General features: G+C 72.6%; 17 protein-coding genes and 1 pseudogene. 7 read left to right on the forward strand and 11 right to left on the reverse strand.

The window, feature by feature from the left end:
• Positions 1 to 24: 24 nt before the first annotated feature.
• Both ACF1BE_RS24785 and ACF1BE_RS24790 read left to right on the forward strand, forming a co-directional pair.
• Positions 25 to 1,626 carry an ABC transporter permease gene (locus tag ACF1BE_RS24785; RefSeq protein ID WP_392201212.1) on the forward strand — a complete coding sequence of 534 codons (1,602 nt, stop codon included), beginning with the start codon at positions 25 to 27 and terminating at the stop codon, positions 1,624 to 1,626.
• Entirely contained in the window at positions 1,626 to 2,645 is a 1,020-nt protein-coding gene (locus tag ACF1BE_RS24790; protein WP_392201213.1) for an ABC transporter ATP-binding protein, read from the forward strand. Before ACF1BE_RS24785 ends, ACF1BE_RS24790 begins: the two co-directional genes overlap by 1 nt.
• A 216-nt stretch (positions 2,646 to 2,861) precedes the next feature.
• On the opposite strand, the gene ACF1BE_RS24795 is transcribed toward ACF1BE_RS24790, so the two are convergent.
• From ACF1BE_RS24795 to ACF1BE_RS24825, 7 genes are all read right to left on the reverse strand, one after another.
• Positions 2,862 to 3,581 (reverse strand): LAETG motif-containing sortase-dependent surface protein, encoded by a 720-nt coding sequence (locus tag ACF1BE_RS24795; RefSeq protein ID WP_392201214.1) that lies wholly within the window; start codon positions 3,579 to 3,581, stop codon positions 2,862 to 2,864.
• Between the two features lie 166 nt (positions 3,582 to 3,747).
• Positions 3,748 to 4,872: an LOG family protein gene (locus tag ACF1BE_RS24800; protein WP_392201215.1), complete on the reverse strand. Its 1,125-nt coding sequence runs from the start codon at positions 4,870 to 4,872 to the stop codon at positions 3,748 to 3,750.
• Between the two features lie 37 nt (positions 4,873 to 4,909).
• Complete coding sequence (locus tag ACF1BE_RS24805) at positions 4,910 to 5,317, reverse strand: VOC family protein (RefSeq protein ID WP_392201216.1); 408 nt, start codon at positions 5,315 to 5,317, stop codon at positions 4,910 to 4,912.
• A 110-nt stretch (positions 5,318 to 5,427) separates the two neighbouring features.
• Entirely contained in the window at positions 5,428 to 6,801 is a 1,374-nt protein-coding gene (locus tag ACF1BE_RS24810; protein ID WP_392201217.1) for a hypothetical protein, read from the reverse strand.
• The gene (locus ACF1BE_RS24815; RefSeq protein ID WP_392201218.1) at positions 6,783 to 7,523 is read right to left on the reverse strand and encodes an ABC transporter ATP-binding protein; all 741 of its coding nucleotides are present in this window, start codon (positions 7,521 to 7,523) and stop codon (positions 6,783 to 6,785) included. The genes ACF1BE_RS24810 and ACF1BE_RS24815 overlap by 19 nt, the downstream gene beginning before the upstream one ends.
• 195 nt (positions 7,524 to 7,718) lie before the next feature.
• A complete protein-coding gene (locus ACF1BE_RS24820; RefSeq protein ID WP_392201219.1) occupies positions 7,719 to 9,083 on the reverse strand; it encodes an aspartate aminotransferase family protein in 1,365 nt (454 codons plus the stop codon).
• Between the two features lie 19 nt (positions 9,084 to 9,102).
• Entirely contained in the window at positions 9,103 to 9,621 is a 519-nt protein-coding gene (locus ACF1BE_RS24825; RefSeq protein WP_392201220.1) for an Lrp/AsnC family transcriptional regulator, read from the reverse strand.
• Positions 9,622 to 9,791: 170 nt separating this feature from the next.
• Between ACF1BE_RS24825 and ACF1BE_RS24830 the strand changes: the two genes are divergently transcribed.
• The 3 genes from ACF1BE_RS24830 (at position 9,792) to ACF1BE_RS24840 (ending at position 13,288) form a co-directional block, all read left to right on the forward strand.
• On the forward strand, positions 9,792 to 11,228 hold the full coding sequence (locus ACF1BE_RS24830; protein WP_392201221.1) for a gamma-aminobutyraldehyde dehydrogenase: 1,437 nt from the start codon (positions 9,792 to 9,794) through the stop codon (positions 11,226 to 11,228).
• A gap of 249 nt (positions 11,229 to 11,477) precedes the next feature.
• Positions 11,478 to 12,671, forward strand: coding sequence for a PotD/PotF family extracellular solute-binding protein (locus tag ACF1BE_RS24835; protein ID WP_392201222.1), 1,194 nt, complete (start codon positions 11,478 to 11,480; stop codon positions 12,669 to 12,671).
• An 86-nt stretch (positions 12,672 to 12,757) separates the two neighbouring features.
• A complete protein-coding gene (locus tag ACF1BE_RS24840) occupies positions 12,758 to 13,288 on the forward strand; it encodes a hypothetical protein (protein ID WP_392201223.1) in 531 nt (176 codons plus the stop codon).
• A 15-nt stretch (positions 13,289 to 13,303) separates the two neighbouring features.
• Here ACF1BE_RS24840 and ACF1BE_RS24845 read toward each other — a convergent pair whose 3' ends face one another.
• The 3 genes and pseudogenes from ACF1BE_RS24845 to ACF1BE_RS24855 all read right to left on the reverse strand — a co-directional run bounded on the left by ACF1BE_RS24845 (position 13,304) and on the right by ACF1BE_RS24855 (position 16,533).
• Positions 13,304 to 14,440 (reverse strand): serine hydrolase domain-containing protein, encoded by a 1,137-nt coding sequence (locus ACF1BE_RS24845; protein WP_392201224.1) that lies wholly within the window; start codon positions 14,438 to 14,440, stop codon positions 13,304 to 13,306.
• A 182-nt stretch (positions 14,441 to 14,622) separates the two neighbouring features.
• Complete coding sequence (locus ACF1BE_RS24850) at positions 14,623 to 15,309, reverse strand: glycerophosphodiester phosphodiesterase (RefSeq protein ID WP_392201225.1); 687 nt, start codon at positions 15,307 to 15,309, stop codon at positions 14,623 to 14,625.
• A 19-nt stretch (positions 15,310 to 15,328) separates the two neighbouring features.
• Positions 15,329 to 16,533: pseudogene (locus ACF1BE_RS24855) on the reverse strand (adenosine deaminase).
• 18 nt (positions 16,534 to 16,551) lie between these two features.
• Between ACF1BE_RS24855 and ACF1BE_RS24860 the strand changes: the two are divergent.
• Entirely contained in the window at positions 16,552 to 17,436 is an 885-nt protein-coding gene (locus ACF1BE_RS24860; RefSeq protein WP_392201226.1) for a DUF4190 domain-containing protein, read from the forward strand.
• A gap of 34 nt (positions 17,437 to 17,470) precedes the next feature.
• Here ACF1BE_RS24860 and ACF1BE_RS24865 read toward each other — a convergent pair whose 3' ends face one another.
• Positions 17,471 to 18,034 (reverse strand): NADAR family protein, encoded by a 564-nt coding sequence (locus tag ACF1BE_RS24865; RefSeq protein WP_392201227.1) that lies wholly within the window; start codon positions 18,032 to 18,034, stop codon positions 17,471 to 17,473.
• A 209-nt stretch (positions 18,035 to 18,243) separates the two neighbouring features.
• Between ACF1BE_RS24865 and ACF1BE_RS24870 the strand changes: the two genes are divergently transcribed.
• Complete coding sequence (locus ACF1BE_RS24870) at positions 18,244 to 19,779, forward strand: gamma-aminobutyraldehyde dehydrogenase (protein WP_392201228.1); 1,536 nt, start codon at positions 18,244 to 18,246, stop codon at positions 19,777 to 19,779.
• Positions 19,780 to 19,794: the final 15 nt, after the last annotated feature.

The following is a 19,794-nucleotide window of genomic DNA, read 5'->3' on the forward strand; positions in this document are numbered from 1 at the left end:
GGGAGCGCGGCGCGGTTCGGGCTGATGGCCCTGCCCGCCGTGTTCTTCGCGCTGTTCTTCGCCTGGCCCGTGGCCGCGATCGTCGCGCGCGGCCTGAAGGCGGACGGCCGCTGGCGGCTCGGACGGATCGCGGACGTCGTCACGCAGCCCGACATCCGGCACGTGCTGTGGTTCACCACCTGGCAGGCGCTGGCCTCCACCGCGCTCACCCTGCTGCTCGCGCTGCCCGCCGCCTACGTCTTCGCGCGCCTGCGTTTCCCGGGCGAGCAGCTGCTGCGGGCCGTCGTCACCGTCCCGTTCGTGCTCCCGACCGTCGTCGCCGGCAGTGCCTTCCTGGCTCTGCTCGGGCACAACGGGCTGCTCGACCAGCTGTGGGGCGTACGGCTGGACACCACGGTGTGGGCGATCCTGCTGGCCCACGTCTTCTTCAACTACGCGGTCGTCGTCCGCACCGTCGGCGGGCTGTGGTCCCAGCTCGACCCACGCCAGGAGGAGGCCGCCCGGATGCTGGGCGCCTCCCCGGCGAAGGCCTGGCGGCAGGTCACCCTGCCCGCGCTCGCGCCCGCCGTGGCCGCCGCCGCGCTGATGGTGTTCCTGTTCACCTTCACCTCCTTCGGCGTGGTGCAGATCCTCGGCGGCCCCACCTTCTCCACTCTGGAGGTGGAGATCTACCGGCAGACCTCCGAGGTCTTCGACCTGTCCACGGCCGCCGTCCTCACCCTCGTCCAGTTCGTCGCCGTCGGCGCGATCCTCGCCGTGCACGCCCGGACGGTAAGGCGTCGGGAGACCGCCCTGCGCCTGGTCGACCCGAAGGTGACCGCCCGCCGGCCGCGCGGCGGCGGGCAGTGGGCGCTGCTCGCCGGGGTCCTCCTGACGATCGCCCTGCTCCTGGTGCTGCCGCTCGCCGTGCTCGTCCGGCGTTCCCTGGACGCGCCCGGTCTCGGCTACTACCGGGCACTGACCGACTCCGACGGCGGTACGTTCCTGGTGGCGCCCGTGCACGCCGTGTGGACCTCGCTGGAGTACGCCGCCGCCGCCACCGTCATCGCCGTCCTGGTCGGCGGTCTCGCCGCCGCCGCGCTGGCCCGGCGGGACGCGGGACGGCTGGTGCGGGGCTTCGACGCGCTGCTGATGCTGCCGCTCGGCGTCTCCGCCGTGACCGTCGGCTTCGGATTCCTGATCGCGCTGGACAGGCCGCCGCTGGACCTGCGCCAGTCGTGGATCCTGGTGCCGCTCGCCCAGGCCCTGGTGGGCGCCCCCTTCGTCGTACGGACCATGCTGCCCGTGCTGCGCGCGGTGGACGGACGTCTGCGGGAGGCGGCGGCCGTGCTCGGGGCCTCGCCGTGGCGGGTGTGGCGGGAGGTGGACCTGCCGTTGGTGCGGCGGGCGCTGTTGGTCTCGGCCGGTTTCGCGTTCGCCGTGTCGCTCGGGGAGTTCGGGGCGACCGTGTTCATCGCCCGGCCCGACAACCCCACGCTCCCGGTCGCCGTGGCACGTCTGCTGAGCCGTCCCGGAGACATGAACTACGGCCAGGCGATGGCCCTTTCGACCATTCTCATGGTGGTGTGCGCCGCCGCGCTGCTGATCCTGGAGCGGCTGCGCACCGACCGGACGGGAGAGTTCTGATGCTGCTGAGCCTCGACGCCGCGACCGTGCGCCTCGGCGGACGGGCCGTGCTCGACGCCGTCGGCCTCGACGTCGCCGAGCACGAGGTGGTGTGCGTGCTCGGGCCCAGCGGCAGCGGCAAGTCGACCCTGCTCAGGGCGGTGGCGGGACTGCAACCCCTGGACTGCGGACGGGTGCTGCTCGACGGCCGCGAGCAGACCCACGTTCCCGCCCACAAGCGGGGGGTGGGGCTCATGTTCCAGGACCACCAGCTCTTCCCGCAGCGGGACGTCGGCGCGAACGTGGCGTTCGGGCTGCGTATGCACGGCGTCGCCAAAGGCGAACGGGACGCCGGGGTCGAGCAGTTGCTGGAGCTGGTCGGACTGCCCGGTGCCGCCCGGCGGGCGGTGGCCTCCCTGTCCGGCGGCGAGCAGCAGCGGGTCGCGCTGGCCCGCGCGCTCGCGCCCCGGCCCCGGCTGCTCATGCTGGACGAGCCGCTCGGCCAGCTCGACCGCTCGCTGCGGGAGCGGCTGGTGGTGGAACTGCGGGAGCTGTTCAGGCGGTTGGGCACCACCGTGCTCGCGGTGACCCACGACCAGGGGGAGGCGTTCGCGCTGGCCGACCGGGTGGTGGTGATGCGTGACGGGCGGATCGCGCAGTCGGGCACGCCGCTGGAGGTGTGGCAGCGGCCCGCCGACGCGTTCGTGGCCGGCTTCCTCGGTTTCGACAACGTGGTCGGGGCGACCGTCGCCGGTACGGTCGCCGACAGCCCCTGGGGCAAGCTGCCGGTGCCCGACGGTTCGGCGCAGGGCGCCCGCACGGTCCTCGTCCGGCCCGCCGGGATCCGGCTGGTGCCCGCCGACCAGGGTCTGCCCTGCACGGTGACCGCCCGCACCTTCCGGGGCACCCATGTGGCCGTCCGTCTCCAGCCGGAGCGGGCCCCCTGGCTGGAGGCGGCCTGCGCGCTGCGGGACGCGCCGGAGCTGGGTGCCACGGTCGGGGTGGAGTTCGACGTGGCCGAAACCGTCGTACTCGACTGAGCGTCTCGCGCGCCTGGCCACCACCGCGACGAGCCCGCCGGTCAGGCGGACCGGCCAGGTTTCGGGCCAGGTGGGGCCGGCCGGGTGGCCCGGCCGAGGCCGGTGGTGGCCCGTCGCCCGGCCTGACCTCACCGGCCTGACCTCACCGGCCCGTCCTCACCGGCCCGTCCTCGCCGGGTGGGAGGACGGGCCGGGGCGGGGTGCGGCGGCGCGGTGTCAGCCGTTGTGCTTCGCCCCGCGGCGGCGCGTGCCGGCGTAGACCGCGCCGCCGCCGACGACCACCAGGGCCGCCGCGAGGCCGGCGATCAGGCCGGTGTGGGAGTCGGCGCCGGTCTCGGCGAGGTTGGAGTCACCGACCGCCGGGGACGGCGCGTTGCCCGGCGCGCCCGCCGGGGCGGAGCTGGAATCGGAGGCCGCCGGCGACGGGGTCGCCGGTCCGGCCGGGAGCGACGCCGACGCAGACGCGGACACCGACGCCGACACGGACGCCGAAGGGGACGGCGCCGGTGTCGTGGAGGCCGTCGGCTTCGGGGGCCGGCTCTCGGCCTTGCAGGCGGTGGAAGGGGTGACGAGGTCGGGCTTGATGTCACGGTCGACGTCGGGGGCCTTGACGTGGACCCGGTAGGTGGCGCTCGGCTTCCACTGTTCGGGGAACGTGATCCGGGCGCCTCCCTTCGACCCCTTGACCGGCTGCTCGCCGACCTTCGTCTCGACGCCGCCGTCGCCCTCGAGGAAGACACCGACGGTGGCGTCGGCGGCGGAGGCGTCCGTGTCGGTGACGACGATGACGCCCTTGGCGCCGTCGCACCGGGCTTCGGCGGAGAAGTCTTTGATGTCGCAGGCGAGCGCGGACCCGGCCAGGCCCAGCACCAGCGCCGCCGACCCGGAGGCGACACCCAGAACGTGCACGGAACGGCGTACGCTACGGCGAGTCATGGACAACGTTTGTCCTTTACAGAGTGCAATCGCGGGGGGTTGAGGGGGGAGTTGGGGCGGAAGACGAGGTGAGGCCCCAGCACCCCCGGGAGCTCACAGGTTTATAAGCGCTCCGTAAGCAGTGTCAACGTGTGGGCCGTCAACAGCCGTTGACTTTGCCCGCTTATTAACCGCCCAGACGTTTGATGGCGTCCGGCGCCTGCTCGATCCGGTCAACGAGGGTGCTACGGGACTCCATCGCCCGCCCCCGCGCCAGCGACTCCAGCAACGGCCAGGCCGGCAGCTCCCGCGTCCAGTGCGCGCTGTCCACGAGCACCATCGGGGCCGGCTCCCCGCGCGACTCGTAGTAGTTGGGCGTCGCGTTGTCGAAGATCTCCTGTACGGTCCCGGCCGCGCCCGGCAGGAACACCACCCCGGCGGTGGAGCGGGCCAGCAGACCGTCCTCGCGGGTGGCGTTGGCGAAGTACTTGGCGAGGTGCGCGGCGAAGGCGTTCGGCGGTTCGTGGCCGTAGAACCAGGTGGGGATGCCCACCGACGTCCCGCCTCCCGGCCAGCGGTCGCGCACCTCGAAGGCGGCCCGCGCCCAGTCCGTGACCGACGGCCGGAACGAGGGCGTCTTGGCCAGCAGCCGGAGCGCGTCCGCCAGCATGTCGTCGTCGAAGGGCGCGGCGTACGCGCCGAGGTTGGCGGCCTCCATCGCGCCCGGCCCGCCGCCGGTGGCGACCGTGTACCCGGCGCGGGTCAGGGCCCGGCCCAGCCGGGCGGCACCCGCGTAGGCGGCCGTGCCACGGGCCATCGCGTGGCCGCCCATGACCCCCACCACCCGGGCGCCGACGAGGAGTTCGTCCAGGGCGTCGGAGACGGCGTCGTCGTGGATCGACCGCAGCATCGAGGAGAAGACGTCACCGTCGGCCCTGGTCCGCTGGAACCAGGCGTACGCCCGCGCGTCCGGTGTCGCCTCGTACCCCTGGGCCAGCGAGTCGAACAGCTCGTCCGGTGTGTAGACGAAGCCCCGGTACGGGTCGAAGGGGAGCCCGGGGACCGGCGGGAACACCAGGGCACCGGCCGACCGGACCCGGGCGGCGGCCCCGGGATCCATCGGGCAGCCGAGGAAGACGGCACCGGTGCTGTCGAGACGGAGCAGGGCGTCCGTACGGCCGGTCAGATCCACGGCCTGGACGCGGAACCCGGCGAGTGTGCCGTGCTCGGCGACCACCTCGTCGAACTCGGCGAGGGACTCGATCTCGCGGTCATGGGCGGCACGGGGCGGTTGGGCGGGTATCGGATGCACCCGCCCATGCTGGCACGGGCGTTCGGCCGGGAGGTGGTCAGCCCTGGATGGCGGCCGGATCCATCCACATCACCTCCCAGATGTGGCCGTCGAGGTCCTCGAAGGCGCGGCCGTACATGGAACCGTGGTCCTGGGTCTCACCGCTCGCCGCGCCGCCCGCCGCGATCGCCCGGTCGACCAGCTCGTCCACCTGCTCACGGCTCTCGGCGCTCAGGCAGAGCAGCACCTCGCTGGTGGTCGTCGCGTCGGCGATCTCCTTCTTGGTGAAGGTCGCGTAGAACGGCCGCGTCAGCAGCATCGCCACGATCGTGTCGCTGATCACCACGGAGGCGGCCTTCTCGTCGCTGAACCGGGGGTCGATCGTGTAGCCGAGTTCCGTGAAGAACCTCTTGGACGCGTCGAGGTCGGTCACGGGCAGGTTCACGAAGATCATCTGCTGGTACATGGGGGTCTCTCCCGTCGGTGCTGCGCGGTGTGTCGTGTTCCGGTGGGGTGGACCGGCGGCCGGTGCCGGACTCATCGCCGAGCGGGCACCTTTTTTCCGTGCCGGACGGCTCAGCGGGCCGCCGGCAGCGTTGACAGCGCGGCGACCGCCAGGGTGAGCGGGCCGAACAGCACCAGCAGGGCGGCGGTCCGCAGGGCGGCGGCACCACGCAGCAGCATGGCGGGCGCGCCGAGGTGGAGCAGCGCGGCGACGCTGTCGGCGCGGCACTGGCGGGCCTCCACGGCCGCGGTGAGCAGCGTGGCGACCGTGCAGCCGACGACGACCAGCGCGCCGAGCGTGGTCAGCGGGCCGGGAAGGGAGACGGAGCCGCCATGGCCGTACAGGGCGGTCGCGGCGTAACCGGCCGACCCCACCGCACAGACCACCCCCAGCGGACGGCCGATCCGGGCGGCCTCCGCCATCAGGACCCGGCCGGCGAGCAGCCGGAGTGCCCCCGGCCGGACGGACTGGAGGAGCCGGCCGCACAGGTGGGTGAGGCCGGGGGAGGCCAGGACGAGGCCGGTCGCGGTGAGCACCCAGCCGGGGAGCACCGTGGGGGAGAGGCCGGGCGTGGCGCGGCCGGAATAGGCGTGGACGGCGAGACCTGCGGCGAGGAGGGCGACGCCCCAGGGGAGGCCGGCGGGGGCGGCGGGTGCTCCGCCGAGGGACGCGGGACCCGGGCCGACGCGCTCGGTGTCCGGCGCGGACAGCGCCGGGCCGGCCGGCGTGTCCGGTGCCGCCTCGCCGCCCTCCGCGCCCGCGAAAGCTGCCCCGGCGGCACGGCCGGGGGGCCCGCCGCCCTCGGTGCCGCCCGCGGGCCGCCGGCCGGACCGTGCCCCGAACCTCCCGTACGCCCCGAAGGTCTCCCGTGCCGCCGCGGCGCCGTACACCCCGAAGCGGCCGTACCTGCGGGCGGCCGGCACCGCCGGGCGGGGGTCCCGTGGGCGGAGGGCCAGGGCCACCGTCAGCGAGGCGGCGGCGGGGACCAGGGTGAGCAAGGTCAGTGCCGCCGGCACCGGGAGGGGCTGGTCGGCGGCCAGGAAGTCGGCCGCCGCTTCGTGGAACGGCGTGCCCGTCAGGTCGCCCCGCAGGCGGAGGAAGAACAGCAGGGCCAGCACGGAGCCCAGGGCACAGGCCAGGGCCGTCGACAGGGCCGAGACGGCCATGAGGCGGGCCGGCCCGAGGCCCACGGCGGACAGGCCGGGGCGCGGCCGGGTCGCCGGGTCGGTGCGGGCGACCGCGACCGCGAAGTACACGGTGGCGGCGAGCGGCACCGCGCACCAGGCCAGGCGCCTCGCGGCGGGGCCCGCGGCCTCGGGGTGGCCGAGGGCGTGACCGAGGCAGGCGAGAAGCAGGAAAGCGGTGCCCGCCGCGGCCGCGGCCACCAGCAGGCGGCGCAGCTGGACGGAGGGCCGGGCGGCGCGGATCAGGCGGAGAGCGAGCACGCCGCCCGGCCTTCCGCGTCGGGTGTGTCCGGCAGGTGCACGGTGTGCACGCGCCGCCCGTCCAGCAGGGTCACCGTGCGGTCGGCGAGGGCGGCGGTGTCGGTGTCGTGCGTGGCGAGGACGACCGTGATGCCGTGCGAGCGGGCCGCCGTGGTCAAAGTGCGCAGGACGTGGGTGCGGTCGGCGCGGTGCAGGGTGGCCGTCGGCTCGTCGGCGAAGAGGACCGTCGGGGCGGGGGCGAGCGCGCGGGCGAGGGCGACGCGCTGGCGTTCGGCCTGCCGCAGTTCCCGCGGGCGGCAGCGGGCCTTGTCGCCGACGTCCAGCCGCTCCAGCCATTCCAGCGCGGCGGCCTTGGCACGGCGGCGGCCGGCGCCGCGCAGCATCAGCGGGAGCGCGGCGTTCTCCCAGACGTTCAGCTCGGGGACCAGGACCGGCTCGGGGTCGATCCAGCCGAAGCGGTCCCGGCGCAGCCGCTCGCGGGCCGACGGGCCGAGGGTGTGGACGGGGGCGCTGTTGAACCAGACCTCGCCGGTGCGCACCGGTACCTGGCCGGACAGACAGCGCAGGAGGGTCGTCTTGCCGCTGCCGCGCGGGCCGCTGACGGCGAGGATCTCGCCTTCCCGCACACCGAGCGACACCCCGGTGAGGCCGGGCGAGCCGTCGGGGTGCACGAAGTGCAGGGAGCGTGCCCAGAGCACGTCGTTGTCCGGCGGGGACTCCATGGGCGTCACCTCGGTTCTGATCCGTGTTCCCTTGCCTGATGCCCCATGTGGGCGAACGAAGCCTGGGCCGATCGGTCACTGCACGCTAGGCAGCTCACCGGGGCGGGGGCGGACGGCACACGGCCCCGGGCCGCCGTTCTCACTCGAACGGGCGGCACCGGGGCCGGTGTGATCAGCTGATCGGAGGCGTGCGGCTCAGAGCTTGGTCCACGCCTCGGTCAGCGTCGCGCGCAGGATCTCCTCGATCTCGTCGAAGGTCCCCTGGTCGGAGATCAGCGGCGGGGCGAGCTGGACGACCGGGTCGCCGCGGTCGTCGGCACGGCAGTACAGGCCGTTGTCGAACAGCGCCTTGGAGAGGTAGCCGTACAGGACGCGCTCGGTCTCCTCGTCGTTGAAGGACTCCTTGGTGTTCTTGTCCTTCACCAGCTCGATGCCGTAGAAGAAGCCGTTGCCGCGGACGTCGCCGACGATCGGCAGGTCGTGCAGCTTCTGGAGCGTCCGGAGGAAGGCGCCCTCGTTGTCCAGCACGTGCTGGGTGAGGTTCTCCCGCTCGAACAGGTCGAGGTTGGCCAGACCCACCGCGGCCGACACCGGGTGGCCGCCGAAGGTGTAGCCGTGCAGGAAGGTGTTGTCACCCTTGTAGAACGGCTCGGCGATCCGGTCCGAGACGATGCAGGCGCCGATCGGGGAGTAGCCCGAGGTCATGCCCTTGGCGCAGGTGATCATGTCCGGGACGTAGTCGAACTTGTCGCAGGCGAACATCGTGCCCAGGCGGCCGAAGGCGCAGATGACCTCGTCCGACACGAGCAGGACGTCGTACTGGTCGCAGATCTCGCGGACCCGCTGGAAGTACCCGGGCGGCGGCGGGAAGCAGCCGCCGGCGTTCTGCACCGGCTCCAGGAACACCGCGGCGACGGTCTCCGGGCCCTCGAAGAGGATCTCCTGCTCGATCTGGTCGGCGGCCCAGCGGCCGAAGGCCTCGGGGTCGTCACCGTGGATCGGGGCGCGGTAGATGTTGGTGTTCGGCACCTTGTGGGCGCCGGGCACCAGCGGCTCGAAGGGGGCCTTCAGGGCCGGCAGGCCGGTGATGGACAGGGCGCCCTGCGGGGTTCCGTGGTAGGCGACGGCACGCGAGATGACCTTGTACTTGGTCGGCTTGCCCTGGAGCTTGAAGTACTGCTTGGCGAGCTTCCAGGCGGTCTCGACGGCTTCGCCGCCACCGGTGGTGAAGAAGACCTTGTTCAGGTCGCCCGGGGCGTAGTCGGCCAGGCGCTCGGCCAGCTCGACGGCCTTCGGGTGGGCGTAGGACCACACCGGGAAGAAGGCCAGCTCCTGGGCCTGCTTGAACGCGGTCTCGGCGAGTTCCGTACGGCCGTGACCGGCCTGGACCACGAACAGACCCGCGAGACCGTCGAGGTAGCGCTTGCCCTTGTCGTCGTAGATGTAGGTGCCCTCACCCCGGACGATGGTCGGGACCGGGGAGTTCTCGTACGAGGACATGCGGGTGAAGTGCATCCACAGGTGGTCGTACGCGGTGCGGCTGAGGTCCTTGGTGCTCACGGTTATCGGGTCCTCACGGTTATCGGGTTCCCCACATGTAGGTCTGCTTCTTCAGCTTCAGGTAGACGAAGCTCTCGGTGGAGCGCACGCCGGGCAGGGCACGGATGCGTTTGTTGATGACGCCCAGCAGGTGGTCGTCGTCCTCGCAGACGATCTCGGCGAGGATGTCGAACGAGCCCGCGGTCATCACCACGTACTCGACCTCCGACATGTCGGTCAGCGCGTCCGCGATCGACTCGACATCGCCCTCGACGTTGATGCCGACCATCGCCTGCCGGCGGAAGCCCACGGTGAGCGGGTCCGTGACGGCGACGATCTGCATCACGCCCTGGTCCAGCAGCTTCTGCACGCGCTGGCGCACGGCCGCCTCCGACAGGCCCACGGCCTTGCCGATCGCGGCGTAGGGCCGGCGGCCGTCCTCCTGGAGCTGCTGAATGATGGCGAGGGAGACGGCATCCAGCTGGGGAGTGCCGTTCCTGGACTCGCGGGACGAGTCCCTCTGGTCTGCGCTTCGACTGGCCACGGCCTCACTGTGCACGAGGTCTCGATAGTTTCGCAAGGTGCGAGCGATGAAATCCGTTGTTTACGAGACTCCGCCTTGCGGATTTCGCAGAAGCGGCGGTGGCGGGGGTGTTGAAAACGCGGGTACGGCGACTAGGGTGGGTGTCTCAGCGTTTGGACAGTCAGAACCAGATCAGGAGGCCGGCAGTGAGCACCGAGCTGCGTCGTCTGCGCAACTACATCGACGGTGAGTTCCGGGACGCCGCCGACGGACGGACCACGGAGGTGGTCAACCCGGCGACGGGCGAGGCCTACGCGACCGCGCCGCTGTCGGGGCAGGCGGACGTCGACGCCGCCATGGAGGCCGCCGCCCGCGCCTTCCCCGCCTGGCGCGACACCACGCCCGCCGAGCGGCAGAAGGCCCTCCTGAAGATCGCGGACGCGTTCGAGGAGCGTGCCGAGGATCTGATCGCGGCCGAGGTCGAGAACACCGGCAAGCCGGTCGGGCTCACCCGCTCCGAGGAGATCCCGCCGATGGTCGACCAGATCCGCTTCTTCGCGGGTGCGGCACGGATGCTCGAGGGCCGCTCGGCGGGCGAGTACATGGACGGAATGACCTCGATCGTCCGCCGCGAGCCGGTCGGCGTCTGCGCGCAGGTCGCGCCGTGGAACTACCCGATGATGATGGCCGTGTGGAAGTTCGCCCCGGCCATCGCGGCCGGCAACACGGTCGTCCTGAAGCCGTCGGACACCACCCCGGCCTCCACCGTCCTGATCGCCGACATCATCGGCTCGATCCTGCCCAAGGGCGTCTTCAACGTCATCTGCGGCGACCGCGACACCGGCCGCCTCATGGTCGAGCACGAGACCCCGGCGATGGCCTCCATCACCGGCTCCGTACGCGCCGGCATGTCCGTCGCCGAGTCCGCCTCCAAGGACCTCAAGCGGGTCCACCTGGAGCTGGGCGGCAAGGCCCCGGTCGTCGTCTTCGAGGACACCGACATCGCCAAGGCCGTCGAGGACATCTCCGTCGCGGGCTTCTTCAACGCCGGCCAGGACTGTACGGCCGCGACCCGCGTCCTCGTCCAGGAGTCCATCCACGACGAGTTCGTGGCCGCGCTCGCTAAGGCCGCGTCCGAGACGAAGACCGGGCAGCCCGACGACGAGGACGTCCTCTTCGGCCCGCTGAACAACCCCAACCAGCTCAAGCAGGTCGCCGGCTTCATCGACCGCCTCCCGGCGCACGCCAAGGTCGAGGCGGGCGGCGAGCGGGTCGGTGACAAGGGCTTCTTCTTCGCCCCGACCGTCGTCTCCGGCCTGAAGCAGGATGACGAGATCGTGCAGAACGAGGTCTTCGGCCCGGTCATCACCGTCCAGTCCTTCACGGACGAGGAGCAGGCCCTCGCGTACGCCAACGGCGTCGAGTACGCCCTCGCGTCCTCGGTGTGGACCAAGGACCACGGCCGCGCGATGCGCATGTCGAAGAAGCTGGACTTCGGCTGCGTGTGGATCAACACGCACATCCCGCTGGTCGCGGAGATGCCGCACGGCGGCTTCAAGAAGTCCGGCTACGGCAAGGACCTGTCGGGATACGGGTTCGAGGACTACACGCGGATCAAGCACGTGATGACGTCGCTGGACTGACCACGTCGCCGGACCGAGCGGGTCCGGCCGGCCCGGCTCCGCGGGCCGGCGTTGCGCAGCGCGGCTTGTGGACGGGTCACCTCCCCGTCCGCGGGCCGCGCCGTGTCGTTCCTCCCCCCGGCCCGAAGGGGCCCGGCCGGTGGCGGGGGCGCTCGGCGCACGCCTGATCGACAAGGTGTCGGCCCGGCGCCGCCCCGCTCGACGCAGCGTCGATTGTCCGGCCGCGGACCGGAACGGCATGCTTTCGGGGTGCCCCAGACTTCTTCCCGTACGTCCGCGCCGTCCCGCCGTTCCCTCCTCGCCGCGCTCGGCGGCACCGCCGCGCTCGGTGCCCTGGCCGGCTGCGGGGTGCCCGCCGCCTACGTCCGGCCCGGCGACCGGTCCGTGACCGACGAGTCGGCGGCCGACCGGAAGCTGACCTGGGCGAACTGGCCGCTCTACATCGACACCGACGACGACGACCCGAACCGCCGGCCCACGCTGGAGGCGTTCGGGAGGCGGACCGGGATCTCCGTCGACTACGTCGAGGAGATCAACGACAACGACGAGTTCTTCGGCAAGATCAGCCCGGCGCTGATGAACCACCGGTCGACCGGCCGCGACCTGATCGTCATCAGCGACTGGATGTGCGCCCGGTACGTCCGGCTGGGCTGGGTGCAGGAGATGGACCGCGCCCGCCAGCCGAACGTGGCGAAGAACCTGGACCCGCTGCTCCGCTCGCCCGCCTTCGACCCGGGCCGCCGGTTCACCGTGCCCTGGCAGTCGGGCATCACCGGCATCGCCTACGACCACCGCAGGCTCGGCCGCGAGATCCGCCGTGTCTCCGACCTGTGGGCGAAGGACCTCAAGGGGCGCATCACGCTCCTGTCCGGCCTCGACGAGGCGTTCGCGCTGCTCATGCAGGGCGACGGCGTGGACATCACGCGGTGGACGGCCGACGACTTCCACCGGATGTGCGACCGGGTGGAACGGGAGGTGCAGCGGGGCCAGATCCGCCGCTTCACCGGCAACGACTACACCAAGGACCTGGTCAGCGGCGACGTCCTCGCCTGCCAGGCGTACTCCGGTGACGTCATCCAGCTCCAGGCCGACAACCCCGACATCCGCTTCGTCGTCCCCGAGGAGGGCGGCGAGCTGTGGTCGGACTCCCTCATGATTCCCGACCGGGCCCGCCACAGGGCCAACGCCGAGCGCCTGATCGACTACTACTACGCCCCCGAGCCCGCCGCGCGGCTCGCCGCCTGGGTCAACTACGTGTGCCCGGTCCCGGCCGCCCGCGACGTCCTGGCCGCGTCCGGGGACAAGGACACCGCGGCCCTCGCCGACAACCCCCTGATCTTCCCGGACCACGGCATGCGCGAGCGCCTCGCCGTCGCCCGCGACATCACGTCCGCGGAACGAGGGGAGTTCGCCCGGCGGTGGAACCGGATCGCGGGTCTGTGACGACGCGGCCGGCAGCCCGCAGGGCGTGGGCGGGTGCCCGCCGAGCTGATTTTGAACGCGTTCAATTGTTGGCGTAGGCTTCGGGCATGAGCGACAGGGCCGCCCTGCTCAAGGGCATCCGCGTCTGGTTGGTTCTCTTCGTCGTGTGTCTCGTGCTGAGCGGGGCCACCGCGTTTCCCCTGGTGCACGAACTGCGCTGGACCGAGAGCGCGTTGCGTGCGCTGTCCGTGCCGGAGCACCTGCCGGGGCTCATGGGGTGGATCTCCCGGGTGCGGGACGGACTGGACGCCGTCGACGCCGACCACCCATTCATCCTCTACGGCACCGACTGGCTCGCCTTCGCGCACCTCGTCATCGCCGTCGCCTTCTACGGCCCGTACCGCGACCCCGTGCGCAACATCTGGGTCGTCGAGTTCGGCATGATCGCCTGCGCCGGGATCGTCCCGCTCGCCCTCGTCTGCGGACCCGTCCGCGGAATCCCCTTCTGGTGGACCCTGATCGACATGTCGTTCGGCGTGTTCGGAGTGATCCCGCTGTACGTCGTACGGAAGAAGATCAGACGGCTGGAGGCGCTCGGCGTACCGCTCGCGCCCCCGGCCGTCGCCGCGGCGGGCTGAACCCGGCGCGGTACGTCAGCGGTTGAACGCGGGGAACGCGAAACGCTGGGCGACGGTGAGGCCGTCGCCCTTCGCGTCCGTGGAGTCGACCGAGTAGACCAGGGTGCGGGACAGGTCCCGGGTCGCCGCGATCACCGTCGCGTATCCCGGGCGCGAACCGGTCTTGCCCCAGATCACCCGGCCGTTCAGCTCGAACCGTTCCAGCCCCGCCCCGTACCGCGCCCCGGGCACGTCGGGCAGCGTGAACATCTCCGTCAGCTGCGGCTCGGGCACCACCCGGCCACGGAACAGCCCCACCAGCAGCCGCTCCAGGTCGGCGTTCGTCGAGATCAGGTCGCCGGCGGCGAAGCGGTCGGTCATGTTCCAGTCGGTCACGTCGACCAGCTTGCCGTCGATCCAGTCGTAACCGCGGTTGTGCGGCCCGTGGATGCGGGGATCCCCGCCGGCCGGGAAGGAACTGTGCCGCATGCCGAGCGGCCGGAAGATCCGCACCTCGGCCTGGTGCGCGTACGCGTCACCGGTCACCTTCTCGATGAGCATGCCGAGCACGGTGTAGTGGATGTTGCCGTAGTCCTGCCGCGCGCCCGGCGCGTGCGCCGGGCCCTGTGCGACGGAGACCGCCACGACCTGCCGGGGCGTCAGCGTCTCGAAGCGGTGCGGGTAACCGTCCTCGACCGTGTCGCCGAGCGACGCCCCCGGGCGCAGGCCGCTGGTGTAGTCGAGCAGCTGCCGTACAGTGACGGGGGCGAACTCGTCGGTGAGCAGGCCCGGCAGGTACTGCTGCACGGTGCCGTCCAGGTCGATCCGGCCCTCCGCGGCCAGCTGGAGCACGATCGACGCGGTGACCACCTTCGTCACCGAGCCGGCGCGGAACCGCCCGTTCTCCAGCGCCGGGGCCCCGGTCCTGACGTCCCGTACGCCGGCCGTTCCACGCCAGGTCCCGTCGCCGCCGACGCGCAACAGCGCGGCGGTGGCGTCCTGGTCGGGGAGCCCTGCGATCGCGGCGGATAGGGCCTCGCTGTCCGGGCCGGCCGTGGCGCCGCCGACGGCCCGCGCCACCGGAGCGGCGGACGCGGGCGCGGCCGGCGGACCGGCGGCCAGAGCGGCGACCAGACCGGCGGCCAGGAGGAGGGAGCGGCTGCTTGGGCGCATGGGACTCCTTGAGGAGATCGGAGGGAAGATGCGAGATCATCCTCCGGCGCCGGGGCGGAGGGCGGATCCTCACCGAGGAGGGCGTCCGACCCCCGCTCGGCCCCGAACAACCGGCCGTCCGCCTGCGGGAAATGCCAGGGATCACCCCTACGGGGGCGTCCGGTCCCCCGGGAGCGGCGGAGTCACCCGGGGGCGCGCAGGGTGTGCAGGACGTCGATACGGTTCGTCGTGATCGAGTCGACGCCGAGGTCCAGCAGCCGGCGCATGGCGCGGCGGGTGTCCGGCGTCCACACCGACAGCAGGCAGCCCTCGCGGTGGACCCGGGCGACCAGCCCCCGGTCGACCAGCGAGAAGCGGTAGTTGAGCCAGCGGGGGCGGACCGCCGCCAGCAGCGCGGGCCGGGGCGGCGCCAGGGACGTCCAGGTCAGGGCGATCTCGGCGGCAGGGTCGGCGGCCCGGACGGCGAGCATCGCCTCGGCGCCCGCGCAGTAGTACGCCCGGTCCCGGGCGTCGCTCTGCCGTACGACGTCCAGGACCCGCTCGACCGTCCGGCGGTCGACCCGTCCGCACAGGTCCACCATCACCCGGCTGTCACCGGTCGCGGCCAGCGCCTCCGCCAGCGTCGGCACACCGCCCGCCGTGAGGCCGCGCACCTCCTCGGCGGAGAGCGCGCGCAGCGGTCGCTCCACTCCCCACAGCCGCTGGAGCGTGTCGTCGTGCAGCAGCACGGGGACGCCGTCGCGGGTGAGCCGTACGTCGATCTCGACGGCGTCCGCGCCCCGGTCGAGCGCGGAACGCAGCGAGCCGGTCGTGTTCTCGCGGAAACGGTAGGGGTCGCCGCGGTGGGCCACGGCGGTCACGGTCTGCATGGCCCCATTGTGGTGGGCGTCAGGAGGCGAGCCGCCCGGCGGTGTACGTGTCGATCTCCGAGGTGATCCGTGCCTTGCCCTCCGCGTCCAGGAACGAGGCCTCGACGGCGTTCTTCGCGAGGTCGGCGAGACCGCGCTCGTCCAGGTCGAGGAGGCGGGCGGCCACCGCGTACTCGTTGCTGAGATCGGTGCCGAACATCGGCGGGTCGTCCGAGTTGATCGTGACCAGCACCCCGGCGCGCGTGAACTCCGCCAGCGGGTGCTCCTCCAGGGTGCGGACCGCGCGGGTGGCGATGTTGGAGGTCGGGCACACCTCCAGCGGGATGCGGTGCTCGGCGAGGTGGGCGAGCAGCCGGGGATCACGCGCGGAGCTGGTGCCGTGCCCGATCCGCTCGGCGCGCAGTTCGGTCAGCGCGTCCCACACCGTCTGCGGGCCGGTCGTCTCACCGGCATGGGGAACGGAGTGCAGACCGGCGGCGAGGGCCCGGTCGAAGTGCGGCTTGAACTGCGGCCGGGGCACGCCGATCTCGGGTCCGCCGAGTCCGAACGACACCAGACCCTCCGGGCGGATCCGGTCGTCGGTGGCCAGCCGCGTGGTCTCCTCGGCCGCCTCGAGACCGGCCTCGCCGGGTATGTCGAAGCACCAGCGCAGTACGGTCCCGAACTCGGCCTCGGCCGCCTTGCGGGCGTCCTCGATCGCGGCCATGAAGGACTGCTCCTCGATCCCGCGGCGGGTGGAGGAGAAGGGGGTGATGGTCAGCTCGGCGTATCGCACCTGCTGCCGGGCCAGGTCCCGGGCCACCTCGTAGGTGAGCAGCCGGACGTCCTCCGGGGTGCGGATGAGGTCCACGACCGACAGGTACACCTCGATGAAGTGCGCGAAGTCCGTGAAGGTGAAGTAGTCGGCCAGGGCCTCGGGGTCGGTGGGGACCCTGGAGTCGGGGTGCCGGGCGGCCAGTTCGGAGACGATCCGCGGGGAGGCGGAGCCGACGTGGTGCACGTGCAGCTCGGCCTTGGGCAGCCCGGCGATGAAGGCGCGCAGATCGCGTCCGGTGGTGCCGGCGGCGGGTACGGAGCTGTCGGTCAAGGGGTCCTCCCCGGGACGGGCGCCGCGGGACGGCGTCGGTCGTCCGGGCGCGGTGATCGGCTGATCGGTGACGCCGGATCATCGTAGGCCGTGGGCCGCGGTGCCCCGGCCTGCCCGTAGCATGACGGGACGTCCAGCAGAGGGGTCCGTCCACCATGTCCGACGAGGTGCCGCAGTCCATGCCGGGGGAGCCGGCCGCCGGGCACGGATCCGGAACGCCCCGGGTCTCCCTGGACAAGGACGGGGCGCGGGCGGCACCGGCAGCGGAGGAGTCACCGGTGCGGGACGCGCTCCCGGTGCCCGGTTCCGGTCCTGCCTGTGGCCCCGGTCCGGTCCACGACCAGCGGACGCTGACCGCGTTCCCCGCGGCACCGGACGCGCCCGCCGGCGCCGCCCCCGCGCCATGGGCGAGCCCGGCCGCCGGCTCCGCCCCCACGACCCCGGCCCCGCAGCCGAACCCGTACGCACCGCCGGCCCCGGCCCAGCCTCCGGCCTCGCAGGGCAACCCGTTCGCGCCGCCGCCGTCGGCCTCGGCCCCGCAGCCGAACCCGTTCGCGCCGCCCGCCGCCGTCCCGCAGCCGAACCCCTACGCTCCGCCCGTGCCTCCCGCCGGCCAGCGGGGAGCGGAACCGGTGCCGCCGCCACCCATCGCCCCCGACGGTCCCGGCCAGGTGCCGTACGGCTACCCGGGCACAGCACCGGCGTACGGCTACCCGGGCCCCCCGCACGCCCCGTACGGCAGCGGCCCCTACCCCGGCGGCACCGGATACGCCTGGCCCGGAACGCAGCCGCTTCCGAGCAACGGCATGGGGACGGCCTCGCTGGTGCTGGGCATCATCGCGGCGGCCGGCTTCCTGTTGTGGCCGGTGGCCCTGGTGCTCGGAGTCCTGGCGGTGATCTTCGGCGCGGTGGGCAGGTCCAAGGTCCGCCACGGCGAGGCGACCAACCCGGGTGTGGCCCTGGCCGGCATCATCTGCGGGGCCGCGGGGATCGTCCTGGTGGCAGGCCTGTTCGCCTTCGCCGTCGCGGTGTACACCTGAGGACCCCCACCTCCCGACGGGCCCCGGCCCCCGCTCAGGCCCCGGCCCCAGCCAGTCTCTCCCGGGCCTCCATCAGGGCGAAGCCCAGCAGGTTCCGGCCCTGCCAGCGCTCCGGGTCGCAGGCCGCGTCGTCGTCCGCCGCCAGGCCGATGCCCCACACCCGGTCGACAGGGCTGGCCTCCACCAGGACCCGGTCGCCGGTGCCGAGCAGGTACTGAAGCAGGTTCTGGTGGGCCGCGAACTTGTGCACGCTGCCCTCGGCCACGATCCGGAAGCGCTCCCGCTCCCAGGCCGCGTCGTCGAAGTCCCGGACCAGGCGGCCCGCCTTCTTCGCCTCGGCGGGATGCTGTGCGGCCAGCACCCGCCGCTCCGCCTGCGCGTCCCCGAACAGCCGGGCCTTGCCGGCCATCATCCAGTGCTCGGCCGTCGCGTACTCCACCCCGTCCACCACGAACGGTGACGGCCACCACTGGCTGAGACAGCTCGCTCCGATCCGGCCGTCGGGCCGCGGCCGGTGCCCCCAGAAGTGGAGGTACTTGAGCCTGGACCCGGCCCGGACCTCTCTGATCAGGGCTTCCAGCCCGTCGATCTTCCCCATGCACGCGAGTGTGGCACGCACCACTGACAGTCCGTCCGTCCTTTTCCCCTCCGACTCGACACCTGGTCGACAGATTCCGTCGCGTAACCAAAAGGCAACAACGGAATCACTTGTTGAGGGCCATTGCCTCTGCCAGGATCGGCACTCAAATCGAGCTGGAGCTACGCCACCCGCCCACCGGGACGGGGCGAACGGCGGAGGAGAGCGACATGCACAACCCGGGCACCGCCACCCCGGAACGATTCCCCGCGCAGGACCGCTTCGCGGCCGGCGCGCAGTTCATCGCCGGCCGGCTGACCAGGGGCACCTCGGGCCGCACGCACACCGTGGTCGACCCCGCGAGCGGCGAGGGGGTGTTCACGTACGAACTGGCCGGCGCCGACGACGTCGACGCGGCCGTCGCCGCCGCGCGCGCGGCCTTCCCGGGCTGGGCCGCCACGACCCCGGGCGAGCGATCGGACGCCCTGCACCGGTTCGCCGCGGTGCTCGCCGACCGCGCCGAGGACTTCGCCCGTGCCGAGTCCCTCCAGTGCGGCAAGCCGCTCAAGCTCACCCGCGAGTTCGACGTGCCGGGCACCATCGACAACACCGCGTTCTTCGCGGGCGCCGCCCGGCACCTCCAGGGACAGTCCGCCGGTGAGTACTCCGGCGACCACACGTCGTACGTCCGGCGCGAGCCCATCGGGGTCGTCGGCTCGATCGCGCCCTGGAACTACCCGCTCCAGATGGCCGCCTGGAAGATCCTCCCGGCGATCGCCGCGGGCAACACCATCGTGCTGAAGCCCGCCGAGCTGACCCCGCTGACCTCGCTGTTGTTCGCCCAGGCCGCCACCGACGCGGGGATCCCGGACGGGGTGGTCAACATCGTCACCGGGACCGGGCGGGAGGCCGGGGAGCACCTGGTCGGCCACCCGGACGTGGCCATGACCTCCTTCACCGGATCCACCGGCGTCGGCAAGCGGGTCGCCGAGGTCGCCACCGCCACCGTCAAACGGCTGCACCTGGAGCTGGGCGGCAAGGCACCCTTCGTCGTCTTCGACGACGCCGACCTGGAGGCCGCCGTCCACGGCGCGGTCGCCGGCGCGCTCATCAACACCGGCCAGGACTGCACGGCCGCCACGCGCGCGTACGTGCAGCGACCGCTGTACGAGGCGTTCGTCGAGCGGACGGCCGCGCTGATGGAGACCGTGCGGCTCGGGGACCCGTTCGCGCCCGGCACCGACCTCGGGCCGCTGATCTCGCACGTCCAGCGCGACCGTGTCGCCGGCTTCGTGGACCGGGCGCGTGCCTACGCACGCGTGGTGACCGGCGGCGAGGCTCCCGGGGGAGACCTCGGGAAGGGCGCCTACTACCGGCCCACGCTGATCGCCGGCGCCCCTCAGGACAGCGAGGTCGTCCGGTCCGAGATTTTCGGCCCGGTACTGGTCGTCCTTCCGTTCGACGGTGATGATGAGGGCATCCGGCTGGCCAACGACACGCCGTACGGCCTCGCCGCCTCCGCGTGGAGCCGCGACGTCTACCGCGCGAACCGCGCCACCCGCGAGATCAAGGCGGGCTGCGTGTGGATCAACGACCACATTCCGATCATCAGTGAGATGCCGCACGGCGGCTACAAGGCCTCCGGCTTCGGCAAGGACATGTCGGCGTACTCGTTCGAGGAGTACACGCAGGTCAAACACGTAATGTTCGACAACACGGCGGTGGCGCGGAAGGACTGGCACCGCACGATCTTCGGGGACCGCTAGCGACGAGTAGGCCAG

The organism is Streptomyces sp. NPDC014991 (assembly GCF_043080665.1).
Lineage (GTDB): Bacteria > Actinomycetota > Actinomycetes > Streptomycetales > Streptomycetaceae > Streptomyces.